The 22,974-nt window shown below is 51.5% G+C and carries 22 protein-coding genes and 1 pseudogene; 14 read left to right on the top strand and 9 right to left on the bottom strand.

Annotated elements, in window-relative coordinates; translation table 11 throughout:
• Positions 1–38: 38 nt before the first annotated feature.
• Genes OGV74_RS12270 through ydhT form a run of 3 tightly spaced genes read left to right on the top strand, consistent with a single transcriptional unit; the run spans position 39 to position 2,305 of the window.
• The gene (locus OGV74_RS12270) at positions 39–707 is read left to right on the top strand and encodes a 4Fe-4S dicluster domain-containing protein (RefSeq protein WP_003029332.1); all 669 of its coding nucleotides are present in this window, start codon (positions 39–41) and stop codon (positions 705–707) included.
• Complete coding sequence (gene phsC, locus OGV74_RS12265; protein ID WP_003029330.1) at positions 704–1,489, top strand: thiosulfate reductase cytochrome B subunit; 786 nt, start codon at positions 704–706, stop codon at positions 1,487–1,489. Before OGV74_RS12270 ends, phsC begins: the two co-directional genes overlap by 4 nt.
• Positions 1,490–1,492: 3 nt before the next feature.
• Complete coding sequence (gene ydhT / locus OGV74_RS12260; RefSeq protein WP_086504223.1) at positions 1,493–2,305, top strand: protein YdhT; 813 nt, start codon at positions 1,493–1,495, stop codon at positions 2,303–2,305.
• A gap of 9 nt (positions 2,306–2,314) precedes the next feature.
• Here ydhT and OGV74_RS12255 read toward each other — a convergent pair whose 3' ends face one another.
• Genes OGV74_RS12255 through OGV74_RS12240 form a run of 4 tightly spaced genes read right to left on the bottom strand, consistent with a single transcriptional unit; the run spans position 2,315 to position 5,420 of the window.
• Entirely contained in the window at positions 2,315–2,992 is a 678-nt protein-coding gene (locus OGV74_RS12255; RefSeq protein ID WP_286520871.1) for an amino acid ABC transporter permease, read from the bottom strand.
• Positions 2,982–3,767, bottom strand: coding sequence for an amino acid ABC transporter permease (locus tag OGV74_RS12250; RefSeq protein WP_286520869.1), 786 nt, complete (start codon positions 3,765–3,767; stop codon positions 2,982–2,984). The genes OGV74_RS12255 and OGV74_RS12250 overlap by 11 nt, the downstream gene beginning before the upstream one ends.
• Positions 3,767–4,585 (bottom strand): amino acid ABC transporter ATP-binding protein, encoded by an 819-nt coding sequence (locus OGV74_RS12245; RefSeq protein ID WP_003029322.1) that lies wholly within the window; start codon positions 4,583–4,585, stop codon positions 3,767–3,769. Before OGV74_RS12245 ends, OGV74_RS12250 begins: the two co-directional genes overlap by 1 nt.
• A gap of 1 nt (position 4,586) precedes the next feature.
• On the bottom strand, positions 4,587–5,420 hold the full coding sequence (locus OGV74_RS12240) for an ABC transporter substrate-binding protein (protein ID WP_003029319.1): 834 nt from the start codon (positions 5,418–5,420) through the stop codon (positions 4,587–4,589).
• Positions 5,421–5,725: 305 nt separating this feature from the next.
• On the opposite strand from OGV74_RS12240, the pseudogene OGV74_RS12235 reads away from it, so the two are divergent.
• Positions 5,726–5,929 (top strand): annotated as a pseudogene (locus OGV74_RS12235) (LysR family transcriptional regulator); the annotation flags it as partial.
• A 115-nt stretch (positions 5,930–6,044) separates the two neighbouring features.
• On the opposite strand, the gene OGV74_RS12230 reads toward OGV74_RS12235, so the two are convergent.
• Positions 6,045–6,185, bottom strand: coding sequence for a hypothetical protein (locus tag OGV74_RS12230; RefSeq protein WP_003832695.1), 141 nt, complete (start codon positions 6,183–6,185; stop codon positions 6,045–6,047).
• A 93-nt stretch (positions 6,186–6,278) separates the two neighbouring features.
• On the bottom strand, positions 6,279–7,010 hold the full coding sequence (locus OGV74_RS12225; protein WP_086504221.1) for a FadR/GntR family transcriptional regulator: 732 nt from the start codon (positions 7,008–7,010) through the stop codon (positions 6,279–6,281).
• Positions 7,011–7,203: 193 nt separating this feature from the next.
• On the opposite strand from OGV74_RS12225, the gene OGV74_RS12220 reads away from it, so the two are divergent.
• The 6 genes from OGV74_RS12220 (at position 7,204) to OGV74_RS12195 (ending at position 14,543) form a co-directional block, all read left to right on the top strand.
• Positions 7,204–8,103 (top strand): 2-dehydro-3-deoxygalactonokinase, encoded by a 900-nt coding sequence (locus OGV74_RS12220; protein WP_086504220.1) that lies wholly within the window; start codon positions 7,204–7,206, stop codon positions 8,101–8,103.
• Positions 8,096–8,758, top strand: coding sequence for a 2-dehydro-3-deoxy-6-phosphogalactonate aldolase (locus OGV74_RS12215; RefSeq protein ID WP_086504219.1), 663 nt, complete (start codon positions 8,096–8,098; stop codon positions 8,756–8,758). The genes OGV74_RS12220 and OGV74_RS12215 overlap by 8 nt, the downstream gene beginning before the upstream one ends.
• A gap of 19 nt (positions 8,759–8,777) precedes the next feature.
• Positions 8,778–10,148, top strand: coding sequence for an MFS transporter (locus OGV74_RS12210; protein WP_086504218.1), 1,371 nt, complete (start codon positions 8,778–8,780; stop codon positions 10,146–10,148).
• Positions 10,145–11,860, top strand: coding sequence for a dihydroxy-acid dehydratase (ilvD, locus tag OGV74_RS12205; RefSeq protein ID WP_086504217.1), 1,716 nt, complete (start codon positions 10,145–10,147; stop codon positions 11,858–11,860). The genes OGV74_RS12210 and ilvD overlap by 4 nt, the downstream gene beginning before the upstream one ends.
• Positions 11,857–12,759 carry a dihydrodipicolinate synthase family protein gene (locus OGV74_RS12200; protein WP_086504216.1) on the top strand — a complete coding sequence of 301 codons (903 nt, stop codon included), beginning with the start codon at positions 11,857–11,859 and terminating at the stop codon, positions 12,757–12,759. The genes ilvD and OGV74_RS12200 overlap by 4 nt, the downstream gene beginning before the upstream one ends.
• A gap of 302 nt (positions 12,760–13,061) precedes the next feature.
• Complete coding sequence (locus OGV74_RS12195; RefSeq protein ID WP_003029313.1) at positions 13,062–14,543, top strand: APC family permease; 1,482 nt, start codon at positions 13,062–13,064, stop codon at positions 14,541–14,543.
• A 21-nt stretch (positions 14,544–14,564) separates the two neighbouring features.
• Here the strand turns inward: OGV74_RS12195 and OGV74_RS12190 are convergent, their stop codons facing one another.
• Positions 14,565–15,263, bottom strand: a complete 699-nt coding sequence (locus OGV74_RS12190) for a cache domain-containing protein (protein ID WP_003029308.1) — start codon at positions 15,261–15,263, stop codon at positions 14,565–14,567.
• Between the two features lie 24 nt (positions 15,264–15,287).
• Positions 15,288–16,013: a FadR/GntR family transcriptional regulator gene (locus OGV74_RS12185; RefSeq protein WP_003029304.1), complete on the bottom strand. Its 726-nt coding sequence runs from the start codon at positions 16,011–16,013 to the stop codon at positions 15,288–15,290.
• Between the two features lie 315 nt (positions 16,014–16,328).
• Here OGV74_RS12185 and OGV74_RS12180 point away from each other — a divergent pair, with 315 nt between their 5' ends.
• The 4 genes from OGV74_RS12180 (at position 16,329) to OGV74_RS12165 (ending at position 21,434) form a co-directional block, all read left to right on the top strand.
• Positions 16,329–17,756, top strand: a complete 1,428-nt coding sequence (locus tag OGV74_RS12180) for a gamma-aminobutyraldehyde dehydrogenase (RefSeq protein ID WP_086504215.1) — start codon at positions 16,329–16,331, stop codon at positions 17,754–17,756.
• Between the two features lie 11 nt (positions 17,757–17,767).
• Positions 17,768–18,241, top strand: coding sequence for an ester cyclase (locus OGV74_RS12175; protein WP_286520864.1), 474 nt, complete (start codon positions 17,768–17,770; stop codon positions 18,239–18,241).
• Positions 18,242–18,329: 88 nt separating this feature from the next.
• Positions 18,330–20,222 carry an NAD(P)-binding protein gene (locus OGV74_RS12170; RefSeq protein ID WP_048218995.1) on the top strand — a complete coding sequence of 631 codons (1,893 nt, stop codon included), beginning with the start codon at positions 18,330–18,332 and terminating at the stop codon, positions 20,220–20,222.
• Between the two features lie 3 nt (positions 20,223–20,225).
• Positions 20,226–21,434, top strand: a complete 1,209-nt coding sequence (locus OGV74_RS12165) for a c-type cytochrome (protein ID WP_046670609.1) — start codon at positions 20,226–20,228, stop codon at positions 21,432–21,434.
• A 43-nt stretch (positions 21,435–21,477) separates the two neighbouring features.
• Here the strand turns inward: OGV74_RS12165 and pdxR are convergent, their stop codons facing one another.
• Positions 21,478–22,953 carry a MocR-like pyridoxine biosynthesis transcription factor PdxR gene (pdxR, locus tag OGV74_RS12160; protein ID WP_086504213.1) on the bottom strand — a complete coding sequence of 492 codons (1,476 nt, stop codon included), beginning with the start codon at positions 22,951–22,953 and terminating at the stop codon, positions 21,478–21,480.
• Positions 22,954–22,974: the final 21 nt, after the last annotated feature.

Genomic DNA, 22,974 nt, shown 5'->3' with positions numbered 1-22,974 from the left:
GTGTGGACGACCACTGTCACAGTTTAGAGGATAACCCGATGTCCTTCACCCGACGAAAATTTGTCATTGGCATGGGGACGGTGATTTTTTTCACCGGCCCAGGTCAAAATCTGTTAGCGAGTACCAGGAGCCCTAAAGCCGTTCGTTACGTCATGATTCACGACGAATCACTGTGTAACGGATGTAATATCTGCGCGCGGGCCTGCAGGAAAACCAACCATGTTCCTGCCCAGGGCAGCCGTTTGTCGATAGCGCATATTCCAGTTTCAGACAACGACAACGAAACGCTGTATCACTACTTTCGTCAATCCTGCCAGCATTGTGATGATGCGCCTTGTATTGAGGTGTGTCCGACTGGTGCCTCCTGGCGGGATGAGAACGGTATTGTGCGAGTAGATACGTCTTCCTGTATCGGCTGCAGTTACTGTATTGGTGCGTGTCCTTATCAGGTTCGTTATCTCAACCCGCATACCAAAGTGGCGGATAAATGCGACTTTTGCGCTGAATCACGCCTGGCGAAAGGTTTTCCACCGATCTGTGTTAACGCTTGCCCGGAACATGCGCTGATTTTTGGCCGTGAAGATAGCCCGGAAATTCAGACCTGGTTGCGAGAAAACAAGTATTACGAATATCAACTTGCAGGCGCCGGGAAACCCCATCTGTATCGTCGGTTCGGTCAACATTTGATTAAAAAGGAAAATGTATGAACGCGTCGCAAAATGCCGAACAGTTTCACGCCCAGCTTGCGCAGTATGTTCCCCTGTTTTCACCGGACTACTGGCCCGTGTGGTTAGTCGTTGCCGGGTTAATGCTGGTGGGAATGTGGCTGGTGCTGGCGCTTCACGCCATGCTGCGCTTTCGGGCGGCACATAAAACGTCGGCAGGGCACGGTGAGAAGGTCTATTTATATTCGAAGGCTGTTCGTTTGTGGCACTGGTCAAATGCGCTGCTGTTTTTGCTACTTCTGGTCAGTGGCCTGGTCAATCACTTCTCTGCCGTCAGCGCACCGGTAATGAAAAGCCTGCTTACCGTTCATGAGGTTTGCGGCTTTTTGCTACTTGCCTGCTGGGTTGGTTTTGTGCTGATCAACCTGATTGGCGGCAACGGACATCACTATATTATTCAACGTCAGGGCTGGATCGCTCGCGCGCAAAGACAAACACGTTTTTACCTGTTTGGCATTATGCAGGGCGAGTCACACCCATTCCCGGCATCACCGCGTTCTAAATTCAATCCGCTACAGCAGGCGGCCTACGTTGGCGTGATGTATGGGTTGCTGCCACTACTGCTGATTTCTGGGTTGTTATCGCTTTACCCGACGGTCGTCGGAGATCTGTTTCCTGGTGTGCGTTACTGGCTGCTTCAGGCGCACTTTGCGCTGGCAATTGTCAGTCTGTTTTTCATTTTTGGGCATCTTTATCTTTGCACTACGGGCCGCACGCCGGGCGAAACCTTCAAGTGTATGGTGGATGGCTACCACCGGCATTAAGCGATGATGATTACACGAAGTGACTTACGGGCCTGGCGTGTTGGGCCCGTCATGTATCGCTGGTTTCTACGCGCGTTTCCCGCAGGAGGAAGCTATGCCGATGTTCATCGCGCGCTCCAGCGGGAAGGGTATACCGATTGGGCAAATAGCCTGGTGGAATATGGCTGGTCGAAATGGCGGGAAGAGGCGAGTTTTGCTCAGCAGGATATTGACGCAATGGGGAATATTTCCTGTGAGCAAGCCGCGGAGGAAACCAGTCGTCCGTTGGCGAGTGCGGAAGATTATGCCCGATTTAGCAGTGCGGGTGACAACGTTAAAATTGCCAGCACCGGGTATGCCGCACAGATCGCCAGTGCCGGTTACAGCGTACGGATTGGCAGTGTAGGCTATAACACGCATATCGGCAGTTCAGGCGATCGTGGGCGAATAGCGATTGCGGGAAATTCGGCGCGTATCAGCAGTGTGGGCGACGGAACGCGTATCGCCAGTACCGGCATGCGCGTACGCATCAGTTCGCTTGGTGACCGAAACCGGATTGCCAGTAGCGGTGATTTAACCCAGGTAGCCTGTTTTGGCGCAGAGACGAAAATCGCTAACTGCGCGGACAATATCCACATTATTGCCAGCGGAAAGAACGCCGTTGTTGCCAGTACCGGTGCTGTAGATTCGATAACGCTCGGTCCCGGCGGATGTGCGGCGCTGGCTTATCACGATGGCGAGAGAATGCGTTTTGCGCTTGCCGTTGAAGGGGAAAAAAACATTCGGGCGGGCGTGAAATATCGGCTCAACGAAGACCATCAGTTTGTGGAATGTTGAGCCGAGAGGTCATTTTAGTGCGAAGCGGCGCTGGGTGATTTTCTCCAGGCTAAAGCACAGCAAGTAATAGACCAGTCCGGTAAAGATAAAAATGGCTGCCGGGTAGATTTGCACCCGGCTGTTAACCTGACCGGCAACCGTTGTGAGTTCCGGTACGTTAACGATAAATGCCAGTGACGTGTCCTTCAGTAGCCCAATGAAAATCCCCGTCAACGACGGCAGTACGTTACGCAGCACCTGCGGCAGCAAGATAAGCCACAGGGCCTGATCCGGGCGAAACCCCTGAACGACTGCCGCTTCATATTGCCCACCAGGCAGTGCGCTAATTCCAGCATACACCGAGTGCATCACCGAAGCGGCGGTGAACCATGCCAGCGCCAGCGTCACGGTAACGGCACCGGGCAGATCGCTTCCGGTCAGCATGGGTAGCAAATACCACATCCAGAAAATCACAAAGATGAGCGGAATGCCGCGAATAAATTCCGCCCAGATAAACAACCCGTTGCGAACCGCGCCTGGAAATCGCCAGGCGCAGCAGGCAAGAACGATCCCGCCAGGCAGCGCCAGCAAAGCCGCACCGCTAGCCATCAGCAAAGTGAGCAGTACACCGCCGGGTTGCCCCTCAGCTACACGTCCCCACAGGAGATAGTCAAGATTGTCGGTAATGACCGAAATATTAGCGATCATGCAGTATGCTCCTGACGCTGAAGATGCGCATTCTTACCTTTGACGATTTACCCGCCGCCGGCCGCGGCCCAAGACGCGTAAGCAACATACCCAGCACGATGCCGGTAAACAGATAGAGTGCGGTGCCAACGGCAAAGGCTTCCAGCGCGTGCGCGTTGTAGCTCTCAATTTGCCGTACCTGGTAGGTGAGCTCAGCAAATCCAATACCACTGGCAAGCGAGGAAAGCTTCATCAGGTTGAGATATTGCCCAACAATGGGTTGCCAGGCGTTTGCCAGTCCCTGAGGCAGCAGAATGTGACGAAATATCGCCCAGGATGAAAACCCCTGCGCCACGGCAGCCTCGCGTTGTCCGGCAGAAACTGCCTGTAAACCTGAGGCGATCTCTTCGACCAAAAATGCTGAGGTAAATACGCCCAGTCCCCATGCTGAACAGATAAACTCCGGCGTTAACCACCAGACATCACCCGGCAGAATTGACCATGGATGATCAGCATTGATGAAGCTAATGACGTCACGGGGAAGCCAGTTCCATGCGGCAAAATACCAGAACATCAGTTGCACCAGTAAAGGGGTATTGCGAAACACCGAGACCCACACCCCGACCATCGTTTTAGCGAGACGATTGCCCATCAGTCGCAGGCTGAGCAGTGAGATGGCAATGAGCGTGGCGAGCACGATACCTGCCAGCGTCACCCAAAGCGTGGTAAGAAAACCAGAAATTATCCATTGCAGGGGTTGCCCGCTCAGCACTCCCTGCCAGTCCATTGCATGCATTATGATGATGACTCCTGGTGTAACGGGTCGAGCACTTTTTTCAGGAAACGCTGGGTTCTCGGGTGCTGTGGTTGGACGAAAAAATCCTCCGGCGGGGCCACTTCAAGAATATCGCCACCATCGATGAAAACCACACGATCGGCAATCTCGCGGGCGAAATGCATTTCGTGGGTCACGACGATCATGGTGATACCGCTGTGGGCGAGATTTTTCATCACCTGCAATACCTCGCCGATCATTTCCGGATCCAGCGCGGAGGTGGGCTCATCAAACAGAATAATTTGCGGTGATGAAGCCAGTGCGCGGGCGATGGCCACGCGCTGCTGTTGTCCACCGGACAACTGTGCGGCATAGGCATTGGCTTTTTCCGCGAGTCCCACCTTTTCCAGCAACTCAAGTGCCCGACGATCCGCTTCCGTCTTATTCCAGCCGTGAACATATTCCAGCGCCAGCGCGATGTTTTGCAGTGCAGTCAGATGCGAATAGAGATTGAATTGCTGAAATACGAAACCGATACGGCTGCGTAGCTGGCGTAATGCCGCCCCGCGCAACTGGCTAATCGGTTTACCATCAATGAAGATTTCGCCATCGCTGAGCGACTCCAACTGGTTGATAAGACGTATAAGAGTGGACTTTCCAGAACCGGAAGGTCCCAGAATGGTCACCACTTCACCGGGCTCAACTGCCAGGTTGACGCCGTTAAGTACAGTTTGAGCGCCATACTCTTTAACCACATTGCGTAGTTCGACGCTCGCCTGACGCAAATGGGTAAAATCCGCAGCCGAAGCTGCGGATCGATGAAAAAGGGCTGAGAGCATATTATTTGGCTTCTATTTTAAAGGCGCGGGCTTGTGGATTTTTGGTTTCAGGACCAAACCAGACATCATAAATTTTGGCCGCCTGCCCGGTAGATTCCAGCTTCAAAAGTTCATCGTTAACGGCTTTTAACAACGCTGGCTCACCTTTTTTCACCCCCACGCCAATCTCTTCTTTGCTCAACAGGTCCGGTAGAATTTTGAAATCTGCTTTATCCGGCGCACCGCCTAATAAACCGGCCAGAATCGTACTGTCCTGGGTGATGGCCTGAACATTGCCGTTGCGCAGTGCGGTTAACGCCAGCGGGATATCGTCATAGGCCAGTACGCGCGACTGCGGGAAGCGCTGATGCAGTGCCTGTTCACCAGTAGTGCCTTTTACCGCGCCGATGCGTGCTTTGCTGTATTGATCGAGCTTATCCGGAGATTTTGCTGGCACAAGGAACTGCTGGCCGGTAACAAAATAGGGGACGGAGAAATCTATTACCTGCGACCGCTCAGGCGTGATCGTGATATCCGCAACGATTAAATCGGCTTTACCAGATTGTAATAACGGAATTCGGTTTGCCGGATTGGTCGCCACCAGTTCCAGTTTTACACCAAGAGATTTAGCCAGCGCTTCGGCAAAATCGACGTCGTAGCCGACAATCTTATGCGTTTTGGCATCGATGGAGCCAAACGGTGGGTTCGCGTCAAATGTTGCGACTTTTACTACGCCTGCGGCTTTGATATCGGCCAGTTGGTCAGCCTGAGCCTGCGAGACGGTAAGTCCAGAGGCCAACAGCACGCCGAATGCCAGCAGTGTTTTTTTAGCGCGGTAAGTTTTCGTAGCCATCATTGTATGAAATCCCTGTAGTTTTTGGTTTGTGCTTTTTACGCTCCCATAACTTACGGTTGGGACAAAATAAGAAAAAATTCTTATCTATATACAAAATGTTATTAGTGAAGGATGTGTTAATAGCGGGTGAAAATAATGCATGAGTGAAAGGTAAAATAGTGCATAAGCCTGATAATAATTTGCATTTTGTTTATGTGTGAGGGCACGCTTGAATAAGATTGAGCTGTGCTAATGTACAGAAGGTTTACTGGAATACCCTCCAGACCTGTACCATATGTCACAACAGGTTTGGATTGGGGATAAGCATGCTGCGTAATAATTTTAACGATCTCTATTATCTCATTATCGTAGCGCGCGAGCGTAGTTTTACCCGGGCAGCGGCAAAACTTGGGGTTTCGCAATCCGCGCTAAGCCATGCGATTCGCGGGCTTGAAGAACGGCTGGATGTACGGCTTCTCACCCGCACCACGCGCAGCGTTGCGCCGACCGAAGCCGGAGAACGGCTTATCCCAGCCGAAAACAGCATACTGCTGCCTTTGCGCAACTGATTGAGGCCTTACGGTATACGGGCTGAAGTGGGGGGTTAACAGGCAATAAAAAACCGGCATTGCACCGGTTTGTAAATCAAATTTTGCAGGCGTCGCCGCAGTCATTATCAGCAATAATTTCCTGCGCTTTCTTGTCTGCATCTTCCAGACGTTCAGCGTTACGCTCTTGCGCTTCTTCCAGTCCATCAAAGACCAGATTATCGAGATCAATTTCCATCATTCACCTGCTCAGGTTCAGCGTTTAACATCACGTTATTATATTGCAAAAATGTTGCTTAACAGCAGCGATTCTTGCTACTTAGCATCGTCCCTAAATCAGTTGCGTATATTTTTCCGGCAGCGTGGCCCACAAATGGCGGTTTGCCGCGCTAAGTATAATATCGCGCATGCATTCACGCGCCGTAACGCCCTGGCGTAGGCGTATTGCTTCCAGTAACAGGCGATGCTGCTCAACAGCGTGTTCTGTTTCCCGCACTGATGACTCCTGCGTCTGTTTAAACGACAGCATCATGGCAGCTGAAAGTGCGTTGCCAATCGACATCAAAAATGCGTTATGACAGGACTTGAGTAGTGCGGTGTGAAAGGCTAGATCGCCTTCCTCAAATAGCGCAATCTGATCCTGCTGCTGTCCGCGTAACATCAGGGTCCAGGCTTCTTCAATGGCAGCTAAATCGCGGGCTGTCGCGTTGGCGGCGGCCAGAAAGGCGGCGTTAGGTTCAAACATCAGGCGCGTGACCACCAGTTGCTCGGCGACATCAGGTGAAATACCCACTTCCTCCATCCAGCCCAGCACGTCCGTATCCAAAAAACTCCAGAGTTCGCGCGGATTGACCGTACTGCGCCGCTTAGCCTGGATAGACAGCAAACCTTTTGCTGACAGGACATGCAGCGCGTTTCGTACAGAGGTCCGAGATGCCGAATATTGCACGGCAAGCTCATTTTCGCCGGGGAGCATCTCCCCATCGCTCAGGGTTCCGCGAATGATTTTCATCGCCAGATCGCGGGTGATCGTTTCAGAGATGGTGGCCAGGGAGGTCGTCATAGTCAGCCTTGAAAATTTGAGAGTTCCTCATTGTACGCACAAAACAAAGCGTTACGAATACAAAACAACAATTCTTGTCCTTTCAGATAGTGAAATAAAACGTTTTGTTTCACTTCACGATCGCGCTCACAGATCGCCCGGGTAAAATTAATTACATTCTTGTCATACAAGATTTGATAATTGAGGCTACAAGATGAAAGGGGAGTGGATCGCAATCGACTGGGGAACGTCGAATTTCCGCGCATGGTTAATGGCAGGAGATGATGTGCTGGAAAAACGCAATGCCAGCTACGGCCTTCTCCATGTCGAGCCGGGGCAGTTTGATGCGACGTTAAAAATGTTACTTGGTGAGTGGATTGCTGAGGGAACGCCAATGGTTGCAATGGCTGGGATGGTGGGTTCGCAGCAGGGCTGGTATCAAGTTGACTATTGTTCGGTACCCGCCAGTGCCGATAGCCTGCTTGCGCACAGTAAAAGTTTCACGACTTCTTGGGGCAGCAAAGCATGGATTATTCCTGGATTGCGTAAATCCCCCCGTGGTGGCATGCCTGATGTAATGCGCGGTGAAGAGGTTCAGCTACTGGGACTGTCTTTACTCGAAGGCATCGATAATTTCCAGGCGATTCTACCCGGCACACACAGTAAACACGCCCGGATGCAGCAGAGACAGATCGTTGATTTTTCGACTTATATGACCGGCGAGCTTTTTCAGGTGATGATTTCGCACTCGCTGCTTGGCCGTGGCCTTCCTGATGCGGCGGCTGATGACAGCGCATTTTTACTCGGGGTGGAAGCATCCCGACGCCACGCGGCGCTAAGCCAACTCCTTTTTTCTACCCGAACGTTGCGTCTATCGGGTGAATTATCTGCTGAATCAGTCAGTGACTATCTCTCCGGTTTGCTGATCGGATTGGAGTTTTCCACTGACAACATCAGTCCTGTCTGGCTGGTGGGTAGTGCGGCATTAACTCGCCGCTATCAGATGGCTGCCAACGCATTTGGTATTCAGACACGCTGCGTCGAGGGCGATCGCTGTTTTATCGCCGGAATGCAGTCTCTTCAACAACGTCTAACAGAGAAACGCTATGGATAGTTTTGACTTTGCCACGATGTGGCAGAAAACGCCGCTTCCGATGATCGCGATTTTACGCGGTCTGAGGCCAGGGGAAGCAGCGGAAATTGGTGATGTATTGCTGGAGGCGGGCTTTACCTGGCTGGAAGTACCGCTAAATTCACCGCGCGCGTTGGATTCAATCTCGCTGCTACGCGAACGCGTCGGCATGCGTGCTATCGTCGGAGCGGGTACGGTACTGACGACAGAGCAGGTTGATAGCGTCGTCGATGCGGGCGGGCAGGTAATTATCTCGCCAAATATGAATCCCTCAGTGATCCGGCGCAGCAGAGATCGAGGGGCTATCAGTTTACCGGGCGTCGCCACGCCGAGCGAAGCGTTTACTGCCCTGGAAGCTGGGGCCAGCGGTCTGAAATTTTATCCTGCGGAAATGATCTCCCCGGACATACTGCAGGCTATGTGCGTGGTATTGCCGACTCACGTAGTTTGCATGCCGGTCGGTGGTGTTTCTGCCGAGGCACAACAACTACAAAGATGGTGCGAGGCGGGAGCGAAAGGTTTTGGTTGTGGCGGCGGTTTATACCGCGCGGGCACAGAGTGCGAACAGGTTCGGCATAACGCGTTGGCCTATGCTCAGGCATGGCAACAGGTTAATAGCAGAGCGCAGCGCCAATAACAACTTAAGAGGCTGAAAGATGAATACGCGTACCCTCGATATTGAAAATAAAAATGCGGTTTATCGTAAAGTGACCCGACGGCTGATCCCGTTTTTAATCCTGTGTTATTTTTTCGCATATCTCGATCGTGTAAACGTAGGCTTCGCCAAACTCCACATGCAGGATGCGCTTAATCTTAGCGATACAGTGTATGGAATTGGCGCAGGTATCTTTTTTATCGGTTACTTTATTTTTGAAGTACCAAGCAACTTGTTGATGCAGCGTTTTGGTCCCCGTTTCTGGATTGCGCGCATCATGGCCAGTTGGGCAGTGTTGTCGGCACTGACGATGTTCGTTACCACGCCAACACAGTTCTACGTTGTGCGTTTTTTACTTGGTGTAGCAGAGGCCGGTTTCTTCCCTGGTATTGTTTACTATTTAACCCTGTGGTTTCCCTCATGGCGTTCGGCGCGCACGCTCGGGCTGTTTATTCTGGTGACGCCGCTATCCACAATTATCGGTAGTCCGCTCTCAGGCCTGATCCTGAAAATGTTTGAAGGTGTCGGCCATCTGCATAACTGGCAGTGGTTATTCCTGGTAGAGGCAATCCCTTCATTCCTGTTGGCCTTCGTGGTGCTGCGTTATCTTGATAACGACGTGAAATCGGCGAAGTGGTTATCTGATGATGAAAAAGCGTTGATTGAGCAAGATCTGCAAAAAGATCAGCTTGATAAAGTCGCCGCTAACGCGGGAATGCCGCAGCATAGTTTGTCCGCCATGTTCCGTAATCGCTTCGTCTGGCTGCTGGCGCTGATTTTCTTCAGTTTCAACATTGGCTATTACGGCATTAATTTCTGGCTTCCGTCGATTATCAAAAGCTCTGGCGTACAGGATGATCTTGCTATCGGTCTGCTGGCAGCGGTGCCCTATATCTTCGGTGCGGTCTGCATGTTGTGGAATAGCCGTCACTCCGATCTGAAACAAGAACGCCGCTGGCACATTGCGATTCCGGCGATAGTCGGGGCCATTGGTCTGACGTTCAGCGCGCTAAATGAAGGCTCCACGTTCTGGATGATGGCATGGATTTGCGTAGCCATGTCCGGCACGTTATCGCTGATTCCCACCTATATTAGCCTGCCAGGTACATTGCTTTCCGGCACGGCAGCGGCGGCAGGTATCGCGTTAGTGAACTCTATTGGCAATCTGGCTGGCTTCTTTGGCCCAACCGTTCTTGGCTGGCTGAAAGACACTACCGGCAGCACCAGCAGCGGACTGTATATTCTGGCGGGATTTCTGGTGCTTTGCGCACCGCTTATTTTCCTCATTCCGGCACGATTGATTAACCCTCGCGATCGTCAAGCCACGAAACCGGCAGAAAACAACGTATTAACGAAAAGAGGTCATATATGAGCAGTTGTGGCAGCGGGTGTGCAGGTTGCGGTGGCGAACACTTCAATCCGATCCTCAGTGGTGATGACGGTGCTTTAAAGCGCGCCTTGTATAAATCGATGGGTCATACGGACGAGCAGTTGCGTCGTCCCGTAATTGCTGTAGTGAATAGCTATACCAATGCGACGGCAGGACACGCCAATTTGAATGAACTGACCGCACATGTGTTAAAAGGCATTGATGAAGCAGGCGGAGTGGGGATGGTGTTTGGCACCATTGCCCCTTGCGATGGCATTGCCGAAGGACACCTGGGTATGCGCTATATTCTGGCGGCGCGCGAAATCATCGCCAGTTCGATCGAAGTAATGATGCGGGCCCACCGCTTCGATGGCATGGTGTTGCTGGGATCGTGCGACAAAATTGTCCCCGCTATGCTGATGGCTGCTGCGCGCCTTGATATTCCTGCTATTTTGGTGAACGGTGGGCCAATGTATCCCGCCGAATACAAAGGTAAACACTGGGACGGCAATATCGTCACCGAAGCAATTGGCTGGAAACGTCGCGGTGAAATTGATGAGGCCGAGTTCCGTCATATTGAAGATATTGCCGAACCGGGGCACGGCTCCTGCACCATGTACGGTACCGCCAATACGATGTGCTGTATTGCGGAAGTGCTGGGTATGAGCTTGCCTGGTAGTAGTATGCTGCCCGCAATTTCACGCGAACGCCGCGAGTGCGCCTTTGCGACAGGAATGACCGCGGTGGATCTGGTAAAGCGCGGTGTGAATGCGCGACAAATTATTACACGCGAATCAATCCGCAATGCGATGGCCTATCTGTTGGCGACAGGCGGCTCCACCAACGCCATTCTCCATCTGCAGGCTATTTATTATGAAGCCGAGCTGGGTCATCTGCCGCTGGCTGAATTTGATGAGCTAAGTCATCAGGTGCCACTGGTTGCTTCGCTCTATCCGGCATCTGAATACGATATGATCGATTTTTGGGAGGCCGGGGGTGTTGCGGCAGTTGAAAAAGAGATCGCTAATTTACTGGATCTCAATTGCCTGACGGTTAACGGACAGAAAAAAGGGGAATGGCTAATGAATGTTCCCTCTACTCGGCGCCCGGAAGTTATCCATACTCTGGCCATTCCGGTACGTAATGAGTCGGGGGTTGCTGTGCTACACGGCAACCTGTCACCGATGGGATGTGTAGTGAAACCCGCTGCTGTTCCGGACCATTTAATGGTCTTTACCGGGCCTGCGGTGGTGTTCAACAGCGAAGATGAGGCCGTTGAGTCCATTCTCTCCGGTGATATTCAGTCGGGTAGTGTATTGGTTCTGCGCTATGAAGGACCAAAGGGCGGACCGGGTATGCCGGAGATGTACAAACCGATGAAATTCCTTGAAGGAATGAATCTCTCTGACTCCTGTGCGTTGATCACCGATGGGCGTTTTTCCGGTTCGAACCGCGGGTTGTTCGTGGGACATATTTCTCCAGAAGCCAGCGACGGCGGGGTACTGGCATTGGTGGAAACGGGTGACTCAATCAGTATTGATATTCCGCAGCGTACATTAACGTTGAATGTAGCGGATGCTGTGCTGGATGAGCGTCAAAAAAGCTGTCATCTGGTGCATAAAGAGGTACCTCGTGGATTCTTGCGACTTTATCGTCGTTGGGCGCTACCGGCGGCGCAAGGCGCGGTACTGGCGGACAGAGAGGATTTGTCATGACAACGGTTACAAAAATTCAGGGCGTTAATCCCATTGTAGCAATGCCGTTTACGCCACAGGGTGAAGTCGATTTTACGAGTTTTCGCCGTCTGCTGGCCCACCTTTCGGACGTGGGTGTTAACGGACTGACGCTGTTTGGTATTGCCAGTGAGTTTCCAAAGCTCGACGACAGCGAACGGTTGCAGTTGGCGGAAATTTTTATTGCTGAATTAGCGAATAAAAGAGTATTTCGTGCGCTGTCGGTCACTGACCACAGCACCGATCTGGCTGTTCGCCGTGCGCGGCGGTATCAGAGTATGGGGGCCGACGCACTGATGCTGCTTCCACCGTTCTTCCTTCAGCCGTCGCTTGCCAGCGTACAGGCGCATATCGCGGCAGTGCTGGAGGCTGTGACCATTCCTGTAATGGTGCAATACGCGCCGGGAGAAACCGGATTTCCGGTCACCGCAGCTCAACTTGCTGAGATGGCTAAACGCTATCCACATGCAGTGTTTAAGATTGAATGCAATCCACCAGTGGATTACACCCGTGAGTTTCTGCAGCAGGCACCAGAGGCCCATGTGCTAAACGGTTATGCCGGTTTGTATATGCTTCAGATGCTTGAGATAGGGGGCAAAGGTGTAATGCCTGGCTGCTCATTTAGCGAAATTTATGTGCGAATTTATCGTTACTGGCTGTCAGGGGAGCATCAACAGGCGGCGCAATTACATGAGGCACTATTACCGTACATTCAGCGCTGGATGCAGCACTGTGAGTATATTATCCAGGTTGAAAAGTCAATATTACAACGACGCGGGATTATCGCTGATGATTATTGCCGAAAGCCGGGTTGGTCATTAACGAATGACGATGTAAACCACATCGATAACTTCATTTCACAGTTCAATTTATCGGCATGAGTAATACGAAATAGAGGTATGAGCAAAACGTTTTAACCATATGCTATGCACCGGATCTAAAATCTTGATCCGGTGCAACTGTACTATGCCTAAAAGCATCATTTCTGTGTCTTCACCACCTCTCACATCAAATCCAATTATTAAATATATGTTTCCTTTTTATCGCAAGCTCCAGATTTTGTAGCAACGTGATGCGCGATCATTTTTAACAAATCTGCGACAAAATCACTATACATATAACTTAATATCTTTTATACATTAATTGTTCAACCCTGCGACTATTCCACAAAAGAGAAAGCTATATGGAACAGACACCTGATAAGAAAAACGATAATTTTCAAAAAGATGGCAAAGAACAGTTCAATAGATCGATCGGTTTAATTTCAAACTTCGCGTTGGGTTTTACCTACCTGTCGCCGCTTACCGCCGTCTATTCGCTGTTTGCGCTGGCCGTAACGCTGGCGGGGCCGCCTGCAGTATGGTGGATTTTAATCGTCGCATGCGGGCAACTTTTGGTGGCGCTGGTGTTTGGTGAGGTCGCTTCCCAGTATCCGATAACCGGCGGACTTTACCCTTGGGCCAGAAGGTTGTGGGGCAAGAAATATGCGTGGATCGCCGCCTGGATCTACCTGTGGGCACTGGTGGTCACTATTACGTCGATCGCGGAATATACATCAACGTTTGTTGAATCACTCTTCCACTATGGTCAGACTCCAGCCACGATGTTGGTGACTTCCGTTCTGCTGCTGCTGTTGATGATGGCGGTTAATATGTCCGGGACTAAAAATCTGGCCCGGGTGGCGAAAATTGGTTTCTGGTGTGAAATTGTCAGCGTGATCGCGCTGGGGATTTATCTGCTGATTTTCCACCGTTCGCAGCCGTTCTCTGTAATTTTTGACTCGATGGGTGTGCTGGCTCATGACGGCAGCTATTCCACCGCATTTATGTCTGCTGCGCTGATGGGACTGTTTATGTTCTTTGGCTTTGAGGCCTGCGGTAACGTTGCGGAAGAGGTGCAGAATCCCAGTAAAAAGATCCCAGTGGCGATGATTTTAAGCATCGTATTCGGCGCGATTTCCGCCATTATTTCTGTTATGGGTTATCTGCTGGCTTCACCGAATCTGGTCAGCATCGTGAATGGCAAAACGTCCGATCCGATCCCGGCAATCCTTAATGAAGCGCTGGGCGAAACCGGCGCGACTGTCTTTATCGTCGTCGCGATTATCGCCATGTTGTCGTGCATTTTGTCTCTCCAGGCTGCGTTAAGCCGTCTTATCTTTTCTTTCTCCCGCGACAGAATGCTGCCGGGAAGTGAATGGATGGCCAAAATCTCTAAAAATGGTGTTCCGGATAATGCCATGGTCGTCAGTTGCCTTCTGCCAGTGATCATCTGTGTTTGGGTTTATTTCCAGCCAGATAACCTGTCACGTATCACCGCGTTTGCTGTTATCGGGATTTACATCTCGTTCCAGATGGTTGTGCTTGCCGCGCTGCGTCAGCGCCTGAAAGGCTGGAAACCGGCGGGGGAGTGGACCATTGGCGGTTGGGGGGTAATCGTGAATGTGCTGGCGTTAGCTTACGGATTGTGCGGGATCTGGTTACTGGCGCAACCGGCAGACAGCAGCGACTTCATTGACCGTTGGACGGTCCTGTTCGGCCTGGCGATTGTCGTTGGCTCGGGACTTATTTATATGTTCCTGACCCGTCCGTTTGGTCGTTCAGCGGCGCCGGAAAACGACGCCATTGCGTACGCCAGTAAGCTCAATATGGGGCAGGATAACTAAAAACTAAGGGCCTTCGGGCCCTTAGTTTTGATAGTGATAAAGGATAAAGTAGTCGCTCTGATACACCACGGTACTATTTGCAGGTGACAGCAATTCACCCACGCGAAAACGTGGCCAACTGGAGAAAATGATCCTGTTTTCCAGATTGGTCAGAATCACATAATCAGGATGAGCGCAGGAGAGCAGTTCGGCTTCTATCTGACTGACCAGCAAATCGACCGCGGCAACACCGAGAAACTGGTCGTTGTAGTAGACCGGGACGGCTGACGTTAGGGTATAGGAGATATTGCAAATATAGTCGACGTAGGGACCGTGGATATAGGCTTTGCCAGCCGGAGGAGAATGCTTAAACCACTCAAAGGTTCTGAAATCCAGTCGTTGTTGTGTGGCCTGATCCAAATCCAGATGCGCCTGGCTCAAACCATTATCTTTCTTATACCACCACTCCAGCAACCAGTACTCTTTTGTGTTTGCGGTGCTCTCAATATGGCTGGCGAATCCCGCCCCTGAACAGTAATGGTTGTCACTGAGCGTGCGCTTGATGTGCTGTTGAACGGTGGATCTTACTGATGGGTCGAGAACGACCTCGGCTGAGGCCTTTTGTACCCCTGAAATCGCCTCATGGATGCTCCTCGCTAGCGCAACGGTAGAATCTACGGTAGAAACAGTAATGTCATCAATTTTACGGATTAATGCGCTTAGGGATGTCGAAGAGCTCATTGTCTGTCCTGCCTTCACTGATTGTCAGTTCGAGTTATATTTCAGCTTTTTTTCAATAAGGTAGTAGGTAAACGTGTCGATGATCCGTGTGGCAAACTGTACTGACTCTGCCTCGTTGTGAGCAGCCAGTGCATCGGCCAGCGCTGAATAAAGCGCGATAATTTCCGCATGAATACTGTCTGTGCGATAAAGTATCGCCACAAGTGATGCCCATTCAGCCTGAACTTGCAGCTCCTGATTGGCCAGTCGCGCTGAATGCGAACTGGCAGCAATCGCCAGCAGACAACGCATATCGGCCTGGGTCATCAGCTCAGGTGAGTTTGCCTTTCTGAGTACCTCGACAAACTCGCGAAATTTGGCGATATCCGCACCGGTCATCCGTCGGGAAGCCAGCCTCGCGCTATGGCTAATAATGGCGCAATGCATTTCACCCAGATCAGACAGATAATCCGTACTGATCGCTTTGAACGGGTGTAGGGCGCTATTTTTGCCATCGATATTTTCGCAGACGAAGCTCCCGCCATTACGACCGCGAACCGTATGGATAAGATTATTAGCCCGAAGCGTGTTTAGCGCTTCTCTGATAGTGATATGTGAGACACCCATCATTTTTGCCAAATCAGTTTCGTTGGGAAGCTGTTCTTTTGGCTCCAGCAACCCCGTGATAATGGCATTTGAAAGGCGCTGGACTATCTGGTCTGAACGACTGACCTGCCCGATAGGCGCAAATATGACCGCGTGAGTAATCATAATCTTTTCTGTACTCAATTCCCTGAAACAACGACCATTTTTAACACATGCCCGTCGGGCAAGGAAGGTAAGAATGGCCGAGTTATTTTACATGCCTGGGCGCAACGTCACTGCACAAGCGGATGTGTGTCCCGATAACCTCATGATGAGCTGAGCATAACGCGTCAGCTGGCAATGAAAAGCCTTACCTTACAAATGTGAAAATTAAGTTAAAAATGCGAGGCTTATCATAGTGTCAATGTTGCGCATTTGAAAAAATTTTACAATATATATATTACATAAGATTCTTTATGTATTAATTGGCAGGAGACAAGCATGAAAACCCTGAAGCATTTTATTAATGGGCACTATGTAGCAGGCAGCAGCGAAGATAGCTTCGAACTGGTGAGTCCGGTTGACGGTGAAACATACGCAATTTCTCCTAACGCTAACGAGGCGGAGGTAGAGCAAGCCTACTCAGCAGCGGAAGCGGCGTTTAGCATCTGGAGAAAATCGACGCCAGCACAGCGGCAAAAGGCGTTATTGCTGCTGGCCGATGAGATTGAACGCAACGTTGAGTGGCTGGTAACCGCGCAAAGTCAGGAAACCGGTCAGCTTCGCCATTTTATTGAGAAAGAGGAGATTGCGGCATCCTGTGATGCCATCCGCTTTTTTGCTGGCGCGGCGCGCTGTCTTGAAGGGAAGGCGGCCGGAGAATATTCCGCCGGGTTTACATCGACCATCCGTCGTGAACCGCTGGGTATCGTTGGGCAAGTTACGCCGTGGAACTACCCGTTCATGATGGCGGTGTGGAAGATTGCACCAGCGCTGGCGGCAGGCAACACGGTCGTGTTAAAGCCAAGCGACACCACACCAGTTAGTACGCTGCTGTTGGCTGAACTGGCAGCACCATTGTTCCCGAGAGGGGCGTTTAACGTCGTGTTGGGCAAAGCCAGCACCGGTTCGCTGGTGGTTTCAAATCCGAAGGCTTCACTGGTTTCGATTACCGGTTCGGTCCGCGCGGGTTTGCAGGTTGCGGCTTCGGCGGCGGCAAACCTGACCAGAGCACACCTGGAATTGGGTGGAAAAGCGCCTGCAGTCGTGTTCGCCGATGCGGATATGGACAAGGCGATAGCGACAATCACTACGGCAGGCTTTTTTAATGCCGGGCAGGATTGCACAGCGGCTACGCGGATCCTGGTAGAGCAATCCATCTATGCTGAGTTTCTGGAAAAACTGATCCAGAAAACAAAAAGTATCAAATTTGGGCCGCCAGAAGATCAGAATGCGCTGTACGGCGCATTGAATAGCCGGAATCAACTGGAGCAGGTGAAAGGTTTTATTGAGCGTTTACCGGCACATGCAAAAATTGAAACCGGTGGGCGCGCCGGGCCAGGTCCGGGCTTCTATTTTGAGCCGACGATTGTCTCCGGATTGCATCAAAATGATGAAGCTATTCAGCATGAAGTATTTGGTCCGGTAATGACCATTCAGTCGTTTTCTACTGACGAAGAGGCACTACACAAAGCGAATGATGTGGAGTATGGTCTTGCCGCCAGCGTCTGGACCCGTAACCATGGTCGCGCGCAGCGCTTCAGCATTGACCTCGATTTTGGCACGGTGTGGATTAACAATCACATTCCTCTGTGTGCCGAAATGCCGCACGGCGGGTTCAAAAAATCGGGTTATGGCAAAGATCTCTCATCCTATTCACTCGAAGAATATACTCGGGTGAAACATATCATGTGTGACATTTCTGAATAGAGAGGATTACGATGAAAACAGTAAAAATTGCGGTGCTTTCATTAGTGATGCTCTCGGGCTATAGCCTTGCAGAAAGTACATCACTGAATACCGTAAAAGAATATATGGCGGCGTGGAATGCGCATGATGCTTCGCGAGCCGCTCAATATCTTGCGGATGATGCGGTTTATTATGATGCCGCCGCGGGTGAACCGGTAAACGGGAGAGAAAAAGCGGAAAAAGAGGTTATCGGCGCTTTTATTAAGGCGGTGCCAGATCTGAACTGGAAAATGGTTGGCAAACCCGTCTACGACGAAGACACCGTGGCATTCCGTTGGGAATTTTCAGGCAAAAATAGTGGTGAATGGGCAGGGAGTCCGCCGACAAATAATTCGATCAAATTTGAAGGCGTAAGCTATATTCATGTTAAAGCAGGAAAAAGCACCTGGCAGGGTGATTATTATGATTCTAAAAAACTGGATGAAGAGTTAAAGCCAGTGAAGTAGTCGGTTGTGCCCCTTTATAACTAAGAAGGGGTATTTCTCTTATTTTTGTCGTATTAAAGGCAGTGTGTAGCAATAAGGAAAAAAGTTAATGGCAATTACCAGACGTGATTTTCTCAACGGCGTCGCGGTGACTATTGCGGCGGGACTTACCCCGCTGGAGTGGGTCAGGGCGACAGGAAAGGGAAACGCATTTATAGATGGAAATTATTATCCTCCTGCGCTGACAGGGCTGCGGGGTAATCATCCTGGATCATTTGAAATGGCGCATGCGCTAGGCCGCGAGCAGAAGCATTTTGAATTAAACGCTCTGCCCGTCGAGGAAGAGTACGATCTGGTGATTGTTGGGGGCGGGATTAGCGGGTTAGCTGCCGGTTGTTTTTGGCGTCAAGTTGCCGGGCAAAATAGCCGGATCCTGATCCTCGATAACCATGACGATTTTGGCGGACACGCCAAACGTAATGAATTTACCAGCTCGGGCAAGAAATTACTCGGTTATGGCGGCAGCGAAGCATTCCAGTCACCCGCGCATAATTTCAGCCCTGAAGTACAAAAACTGATGGAAACCGTGGGCGTCAGCGTCACGCGGTTAAAAGAGAGTTTTGACGTAAACTTCTACCCCGACTGGCAGCTCAGTCGCGGGGTTTTTTTCGACAAGAAGAACTTTGGCGTAACAAAAATCGTCAGCGGCGATCCGGGCCGCGCGGTATCTGATGATATTCCGCCGGACAGGCTCAATGGCCGTAAAATTGAAGACTTTATCAATGATTTTCCGCTAGGTGAGAACGACAGAAAAGCGCTGATCGATCTGCACGTGCGCCCTGGCGATTACCTTCCGGGTATGACGGTCGATGAGAAAATGGAATGGCTTGATACCCACAGCTACAGTGAATTTTTAGCAACAAAAGTGGGTTTGAGCAAAATGGCGCTGCTCTATTTTCAGCAGCGTTCCAATGACTTCTTTGCCATCGGCATTGAAGGCATCTCCTGCAGCGATGCCAGGGCGTGCGCCTTACCCGGCATGGAAGGGATGGGGTTACCGCCGTTGGACGGAGAGTCGCTGGCCGACCTCGAAGAGCCGTATGTTTACCATTTCCCGGACGGTAACGCCGGTCTGGCCCGACTGTTAGTCAGGTATATGCTGCCGGATGCGCTACCGGGTAACACGATGGAAGACTCTGTTCTCGCCAGATTGCATTATGAAAAGCTGGATCTACCAGAAAACACCACGCGCCTGCGCCTGAACAGTACAGTGATTAATGCGGCCAACGTGCAGGATGGCGTTGTGGTGACCTATCTGCGTGACGGTAAAATGCACCGTGTGCGCGGTAAGAACACCATCATGGCAGGCTATAACATGATGATCCCGTATCTGGTGCCTGAGATGCCGGAACAGCAGCAGGCGGATCTCAAACTGAACGTCAAGGCTCCGCTGGTGTACACCAACGTGGTGGTAAAAAACTGGCAGGCGTTCAAACAGCTTGGCGTACATGAATTTTATTCTCCAGCGGCACCTTACAGCCGGGTTAAGCTCGACTATCCGGTCAGTATTGGTGGGTATCAGCATCCGGCCTCCCCGGACGATCCGATGGTCATTCACATGGTCTATGTGCCGACCTATCCGGGCAGTAACCTATCGGCCAGAGAGCAGTTCCGCCTGGGACGAGCCTATTTGCTGGGGACCACTTTTGCGGCGCATGAGGAGATGATTCGCTCCCAGTTGCAGGAGATGTTTGGCTCAACAGGCTTTGATAATCAACGCGATATCTCCGCCATTACCGTTAACCGCTGGGCGCATGGCTATGCGTACTACGCCAATTCACTGTTCGATGATATGGATAAAATGCCAGAAATTATCGAGCGGGCGCGTCAGCCAGTCGGTCGCATTGCCATCGCTAACTCCGATTCTGACTGGAGTGCTTATGCTCACACGGCAATCGATCAGGCATGGCGTGCGGTTAATGAACTCAAGGATATGGGGTGATCTATGCGTAACGTAACCATTCTCGCCGCCTGTTTATTTACCGCTTCGGTAAGCGCTGCTGAATCTAACGGTGAATACATCGCGCGAATTTCAGACTGCGTCGCCTGTCATACCGCTGAAGGTGGTGCGGCGATGGCGGGGGGCAAAAAGTTTCCTACTCCGGTGGGGGATATTTATTCGACCAACATTACCCCGGACAAGGCACAGGGTATTGGTAATTACTCATACGAGGATTTTGAAAAGGCGGTACGCCAGGGAATTGCCAAAGACGGTCACCCGCTCTATCCGGCCATGCCTTATCCCTCTTATGCAAAACTTTCTGACGAGGATGTTCAGGCGCTGTATCGCTATTTTATGCATGATGTCACACCGTCTGCGCAACCCAATAAAGAGAATGCCATTCCGTGGCTACTCTCCGCCCGCTGGCCGCTGCATATCTGGAACTGGCTGTTTACCGACGCGCCAGCGACGACAGTAGATAGCGCGAAACCAGATGACAACGCAGCCCTGGTAAAACGGGGCGCTTATCTGGTGGAAGGTCCTGGACACTGCGGTTCATGCCATACACCGAGAGGTATGGCGATGAATGAAAAAGCCTATACCCATGCAGATGCCGAGTACCTGAGTGGCGCGATGATTGACGGCTGGTATGCGCCTTCGCTGCGGGGCAGCGGAATGTCTGAGCAGGCGTTAAAATCGCTGTTGCTGACCGGTAAGAGCAAGCATGCTGCGGTTTCAGGTTCGATGGCTGAAGTCGTCACGCAGAGTACACAGTATCTGACCGACGAAGATGCCACGGCGATCGCCCAATATCTGCTGAGTCTGAAAAGCGCGAAGCCTGAAACGGTGCGTGCTGCTGCGACTACAGCATCCTGGTCGAATTCACCAGAGGCGGGAAAAGTGACCTATAACCGTTACTGTTCAACTTGTCACGGTCTGGAAGGGAAAGGTACGGATGATAACGCACCTTCTTTGGTCAACAATCCGCTGGTCATGGTTGATGACCCGACGCCGCTGTTCAGAGTGATTGCCCACGGCGCAGAAACACCGACAACGCGTGGCAGCGTCTCCTTTAAGATGCCCGCCTACGGAGGCATGTTAAGTGACAACGAAATGCGCGACGTGATTAATTACGTGCGTAAGACCTGGGGTGAAGGGAATGGCGAAGTAAGCCATGAAGATCTGGCTGGGATTAAAAAAGCGTCACATTAAACAGTATGCCGGATAAGGTGCTTGCACCACCATCCGGCAGTGCTTACACGGTGTTTACCCTGATAATATCCGCGAGTCGGGTAAACGCCGCCGTCATTTCATGCTCTTCAATACTTGCAAACCCCAGCAACAGGCCGCTGCGTTTCTCTTCATTCACGTAATAGCGTGACAACGGGCGCACCAACAACCCTTGCGCATTCGCCTGTTGGGCAATGACCGCGTCATCGCTCCCTGCGGGTAACTGTAAGATCATATGCAGCCCGGCGTTGCTGCTGAAGGAACCAAGATAATGCTCGCCAAGCTGGCGGCTGATAAGCTCTACCAGCATCTGGCGACGACGACTGTATAGTTGGCGCATTTTCCGAATGTGTGCTGCGTAATAACCCTCGCGAATAAACTCCGCCAGCGCGGCCTGAATCAGCAAATGCCCACCACGATAGAGGTCGTTATGAACCTTTTTCAGCGGAGCGGCCAACGATTTAGGTAACACGACATATCCGAGTCGCAGTGCGGGATAGAGAGTCTTACTGAATGTCCCGATGTAAATGACCGGTGTCTCTTCTTCCAGTCCCTGCAAAGAGGGGATCGGCTGGCCGGAAAAGCGGAACTCACTGTCGTAATCATCTTCCACTATCCAGCTTCGCGTTTCACGTGCGCGAAAGATAAGTTGCCGGCGGCGACTGAGGCTCATCACCGAACCGAGAGGGTATTGATGTGACGGTGTCACAAAAATCAGTTTTGGCGGTGTTTCGCCTGCATCCGGTGGGATCATACCTTGTTCATCAACCGGGATAGCCGAAAAATTTACCGCATTGATACGCAGAATATTTTTGATTCCCCAGTAGCCCGGCTCCTCAATCCAGGCGTGATCGCCCGGGTTGCATAACGTTCGGGTCACCAGATCCAGCGCCTGGTGAATACCTTCGGTAATCAGAATTTGCTCCGGCGAACACCGCACGCCGCGAGCGGTGCGCAGATAGTCCGCCAGCGCTTCTTTCAGCTCATTCACACCGCCTGCGGCATCGTAAGTGAGAAACTCCGGGCGCAATCGTCTTGCCAGCCTGTCCTGTATTTTTTTGAGCACCCGGTGCGGGAAATGCTCTACATCAGGTACGCCTGGAATAAACGCGCCCCACTGACGGGGACTGGCGCTGGCATTACCTAACAGCTCAAGGCAGCGGGCAGATAAGCGGGTGTGATCCTCCAGAGCCGCAGCAACAGGTTCTTTATTGGGACGTAGGTTGAGATTGTCCAGCACGCTGTCAGTGACAAATGTGCCGCTACTGGTACGCGCAGAAATATAACCTTCGGCCTGCAACTGCTCGTAAACCCGCAGGACGGTATTGCGCGATAGCGCCAGCTCTCCTGCCAGGTCACGCGACGGAGGCATTCGGGTAGCCGGTTTCAGGCTACCTTCGAGGATGCAACTACAAATGGCGGCATACAGGCGGCGATGTAGTTTTTCGTCAGTCTGCTGACTAAATGCCTGCTTGATCACATCTCCGGCAAGTGAACGCATTTGGATCCTTAAAATAAAACG

It is taken from the genome of Citrobacter sp. Cf116 (genome assembly GCF_030336505.1).
In the GTDB taxonomy this organism is placed as follows: domain Bacteria; phylum Pseudomonadota; class Gammaproteobacteria; order Enterobacterales; family Enterobacteriaceae; genus Citrobacter; species Citrobacter freundii.
This window is presented reverse-complemented; position numbering and strand designations above follow the sequence as displayed.

What these genes read in the sequence shown, in the direction of transcription:
- OGV74_RS12270 (WP_003029332.1), top strand. Translation starts at nt 39, where the DNA reads ATGTCCTTCACCCGACGAAAATTTGTCATTGGCATGGGGACGGTGATT.
- phsC (WP_003029330.1), top strand. Translation starts at nt 704, where the DNA reads ATGAACGCGTCGCAAAATGCCGAACAGTTTCACGCCCAGCTTGCGCAG.
- ydhT (WP_086504223.1), top strand. Translation starts at nt 1,493, where the DNA reads ATGATGATTACACGAAGTGACTTACGGGCCTGGCGTGTTGGGCCCGTC.
- OGV74_RS12255 (WP_286520871.1), bottom strand. Translation starts at nt 2,992, where the DNA reads ATGATCGCTAATATTTCGGTCATTACCGACAATCTTGACTATCTCCTG.
- OGV74_RS12250 (WP_286520869.1), bottom strand. Translation starts at nt 3,767, where the DNA reads ATGCATGCAATGGACTGGCAGGGAGTGCTGAGCGGGCAACCCCTGCAA.
- OGV74_RS12245 (WP_003029322.1), bottom strand. Translation starts at nt 4,585, where the DNA reads ATGCTCTCAGCCCTTTTTCATCGATCCGCAGCTTCGGCTGCGGATTTT.
- OGV74_RS12240 (WP_003029319.1), bottom strand. Translation starts at nt 5,420, where the DNA reads ATGATGGCTACGAAAACTTACCGCGCTAAAAAAACACTGCTGGCATTC.
- OGV74_RS12230 (WP_003832695.1), bottom strand. Translation starts at nt 6,185, where the DNA reads ATGGAAATTGATCTCGATAATCTGGTCTTTGATGGACTGGAAGAAGCG.
- OGV74_RS12225 (WP_086504221.1), bottom strand. Translation starts at nt 7,010, where the DNA reads ATGACGACCTCCCTGGCCACCATCTCTGAAACGATCACCCGCGATCTG.
- OGV74_RS12220 (WP_086504220.1), top strand. Translation starts at nt 7,204, where the DNA reads ATGAAAGGGGAGTGGATCGCAATCGACTGGGGAACGTCGAATTTCCGC.
- OGV74_RS12215 (WP_086504219.1), top strand. Translation starts at nt 8,096, where the DNA reads ATGGATAGTTTTGACTTTGCCACGATGTGGCAGAAAACGCCGCTTCCG.
- OGV74_RS12210 (WP_086504218.1), top strand. Translation starts at nt 8,778, where the DNA reads ATGAATACGCGTACCCTCGATATTGAAAATAAAAATGCGGTTTATCGT.
- ilvD (WP_086504217.1), top strand. Translation starts at nt 10,145, where the DNA reads ATGAGCAGTTGTGGCAGCGGGTGTGCAGGTTGCGGTGGCGAACACTTC.
- OGV74_RS12200 (WP_086504216.1), top strand. Translation starts at nt 11,857, where the DNA reads ATGACAACGGTTACAAAAATTCAGGGCGTTAATCCCATTGTAGCAATG.
- OGV74_RS12195 (WP_003029313.1), top strand. Translation starts at nt 13,062, where the DNA reads ATGGAACAGACACCTGATAAGAAAAACGATAATTTTCAAAAAGATGGC.
- OGV74_RS12190 (WP_003029308.1), bottom strand. Translation starts at nt 15,263, where the DNA reads ATGAGCTCTTCGACATCCCTAAGCGCATTAATCCGTAAAATTGATGAC.
- OGV74_RS12185 (WP_003029304.1), bottom strand. Translation starts at nt 16,013, where the DNA reads ATGATTACTCACGCGGTCATATTTGCGCCTATCGGGCAGGTCAGTCGT.
- OGV74_RS12180 (WP_086504215.1), top strand. Translation starts at nt 16,329, where the DNA reads ATGAAAACCCTGAAGCATTTTATTAATGGGCACTATGTAGCAGGCAGC.
- OGV74_RS12175 (WP_286520864.1), top strand. Translation starts at nt 17,768, where the DNA reads ATGAAAACAGTAAAAATTGCGGTGCTTTCATTAGTGATGCTCTCGGGC.
- OGV74_RS12170 (WP_048218995.1), top strand. Translation starts at nt 18,330, where the DNA reads ATGGCAATTACCAGACGTGATTTTCTCAACGGCGTCGCGGTGACTATT.
- OGV74_RS12165 (WP_046670609.1), top strand. Translation starts at nt 20,226, where the DNA reads ATGCGTAACGTAACCATTCTCGCCGCCTGTTTATTTACCGCTTCGGTA.
- pdxR (WP_086504213.1), bottom strand. Translation starts at nt 22,953, where the DNA reads ATGCGTTCACTTGCCGGAGATGTGATCAAGCAGGCATTTAGTCAGCAG.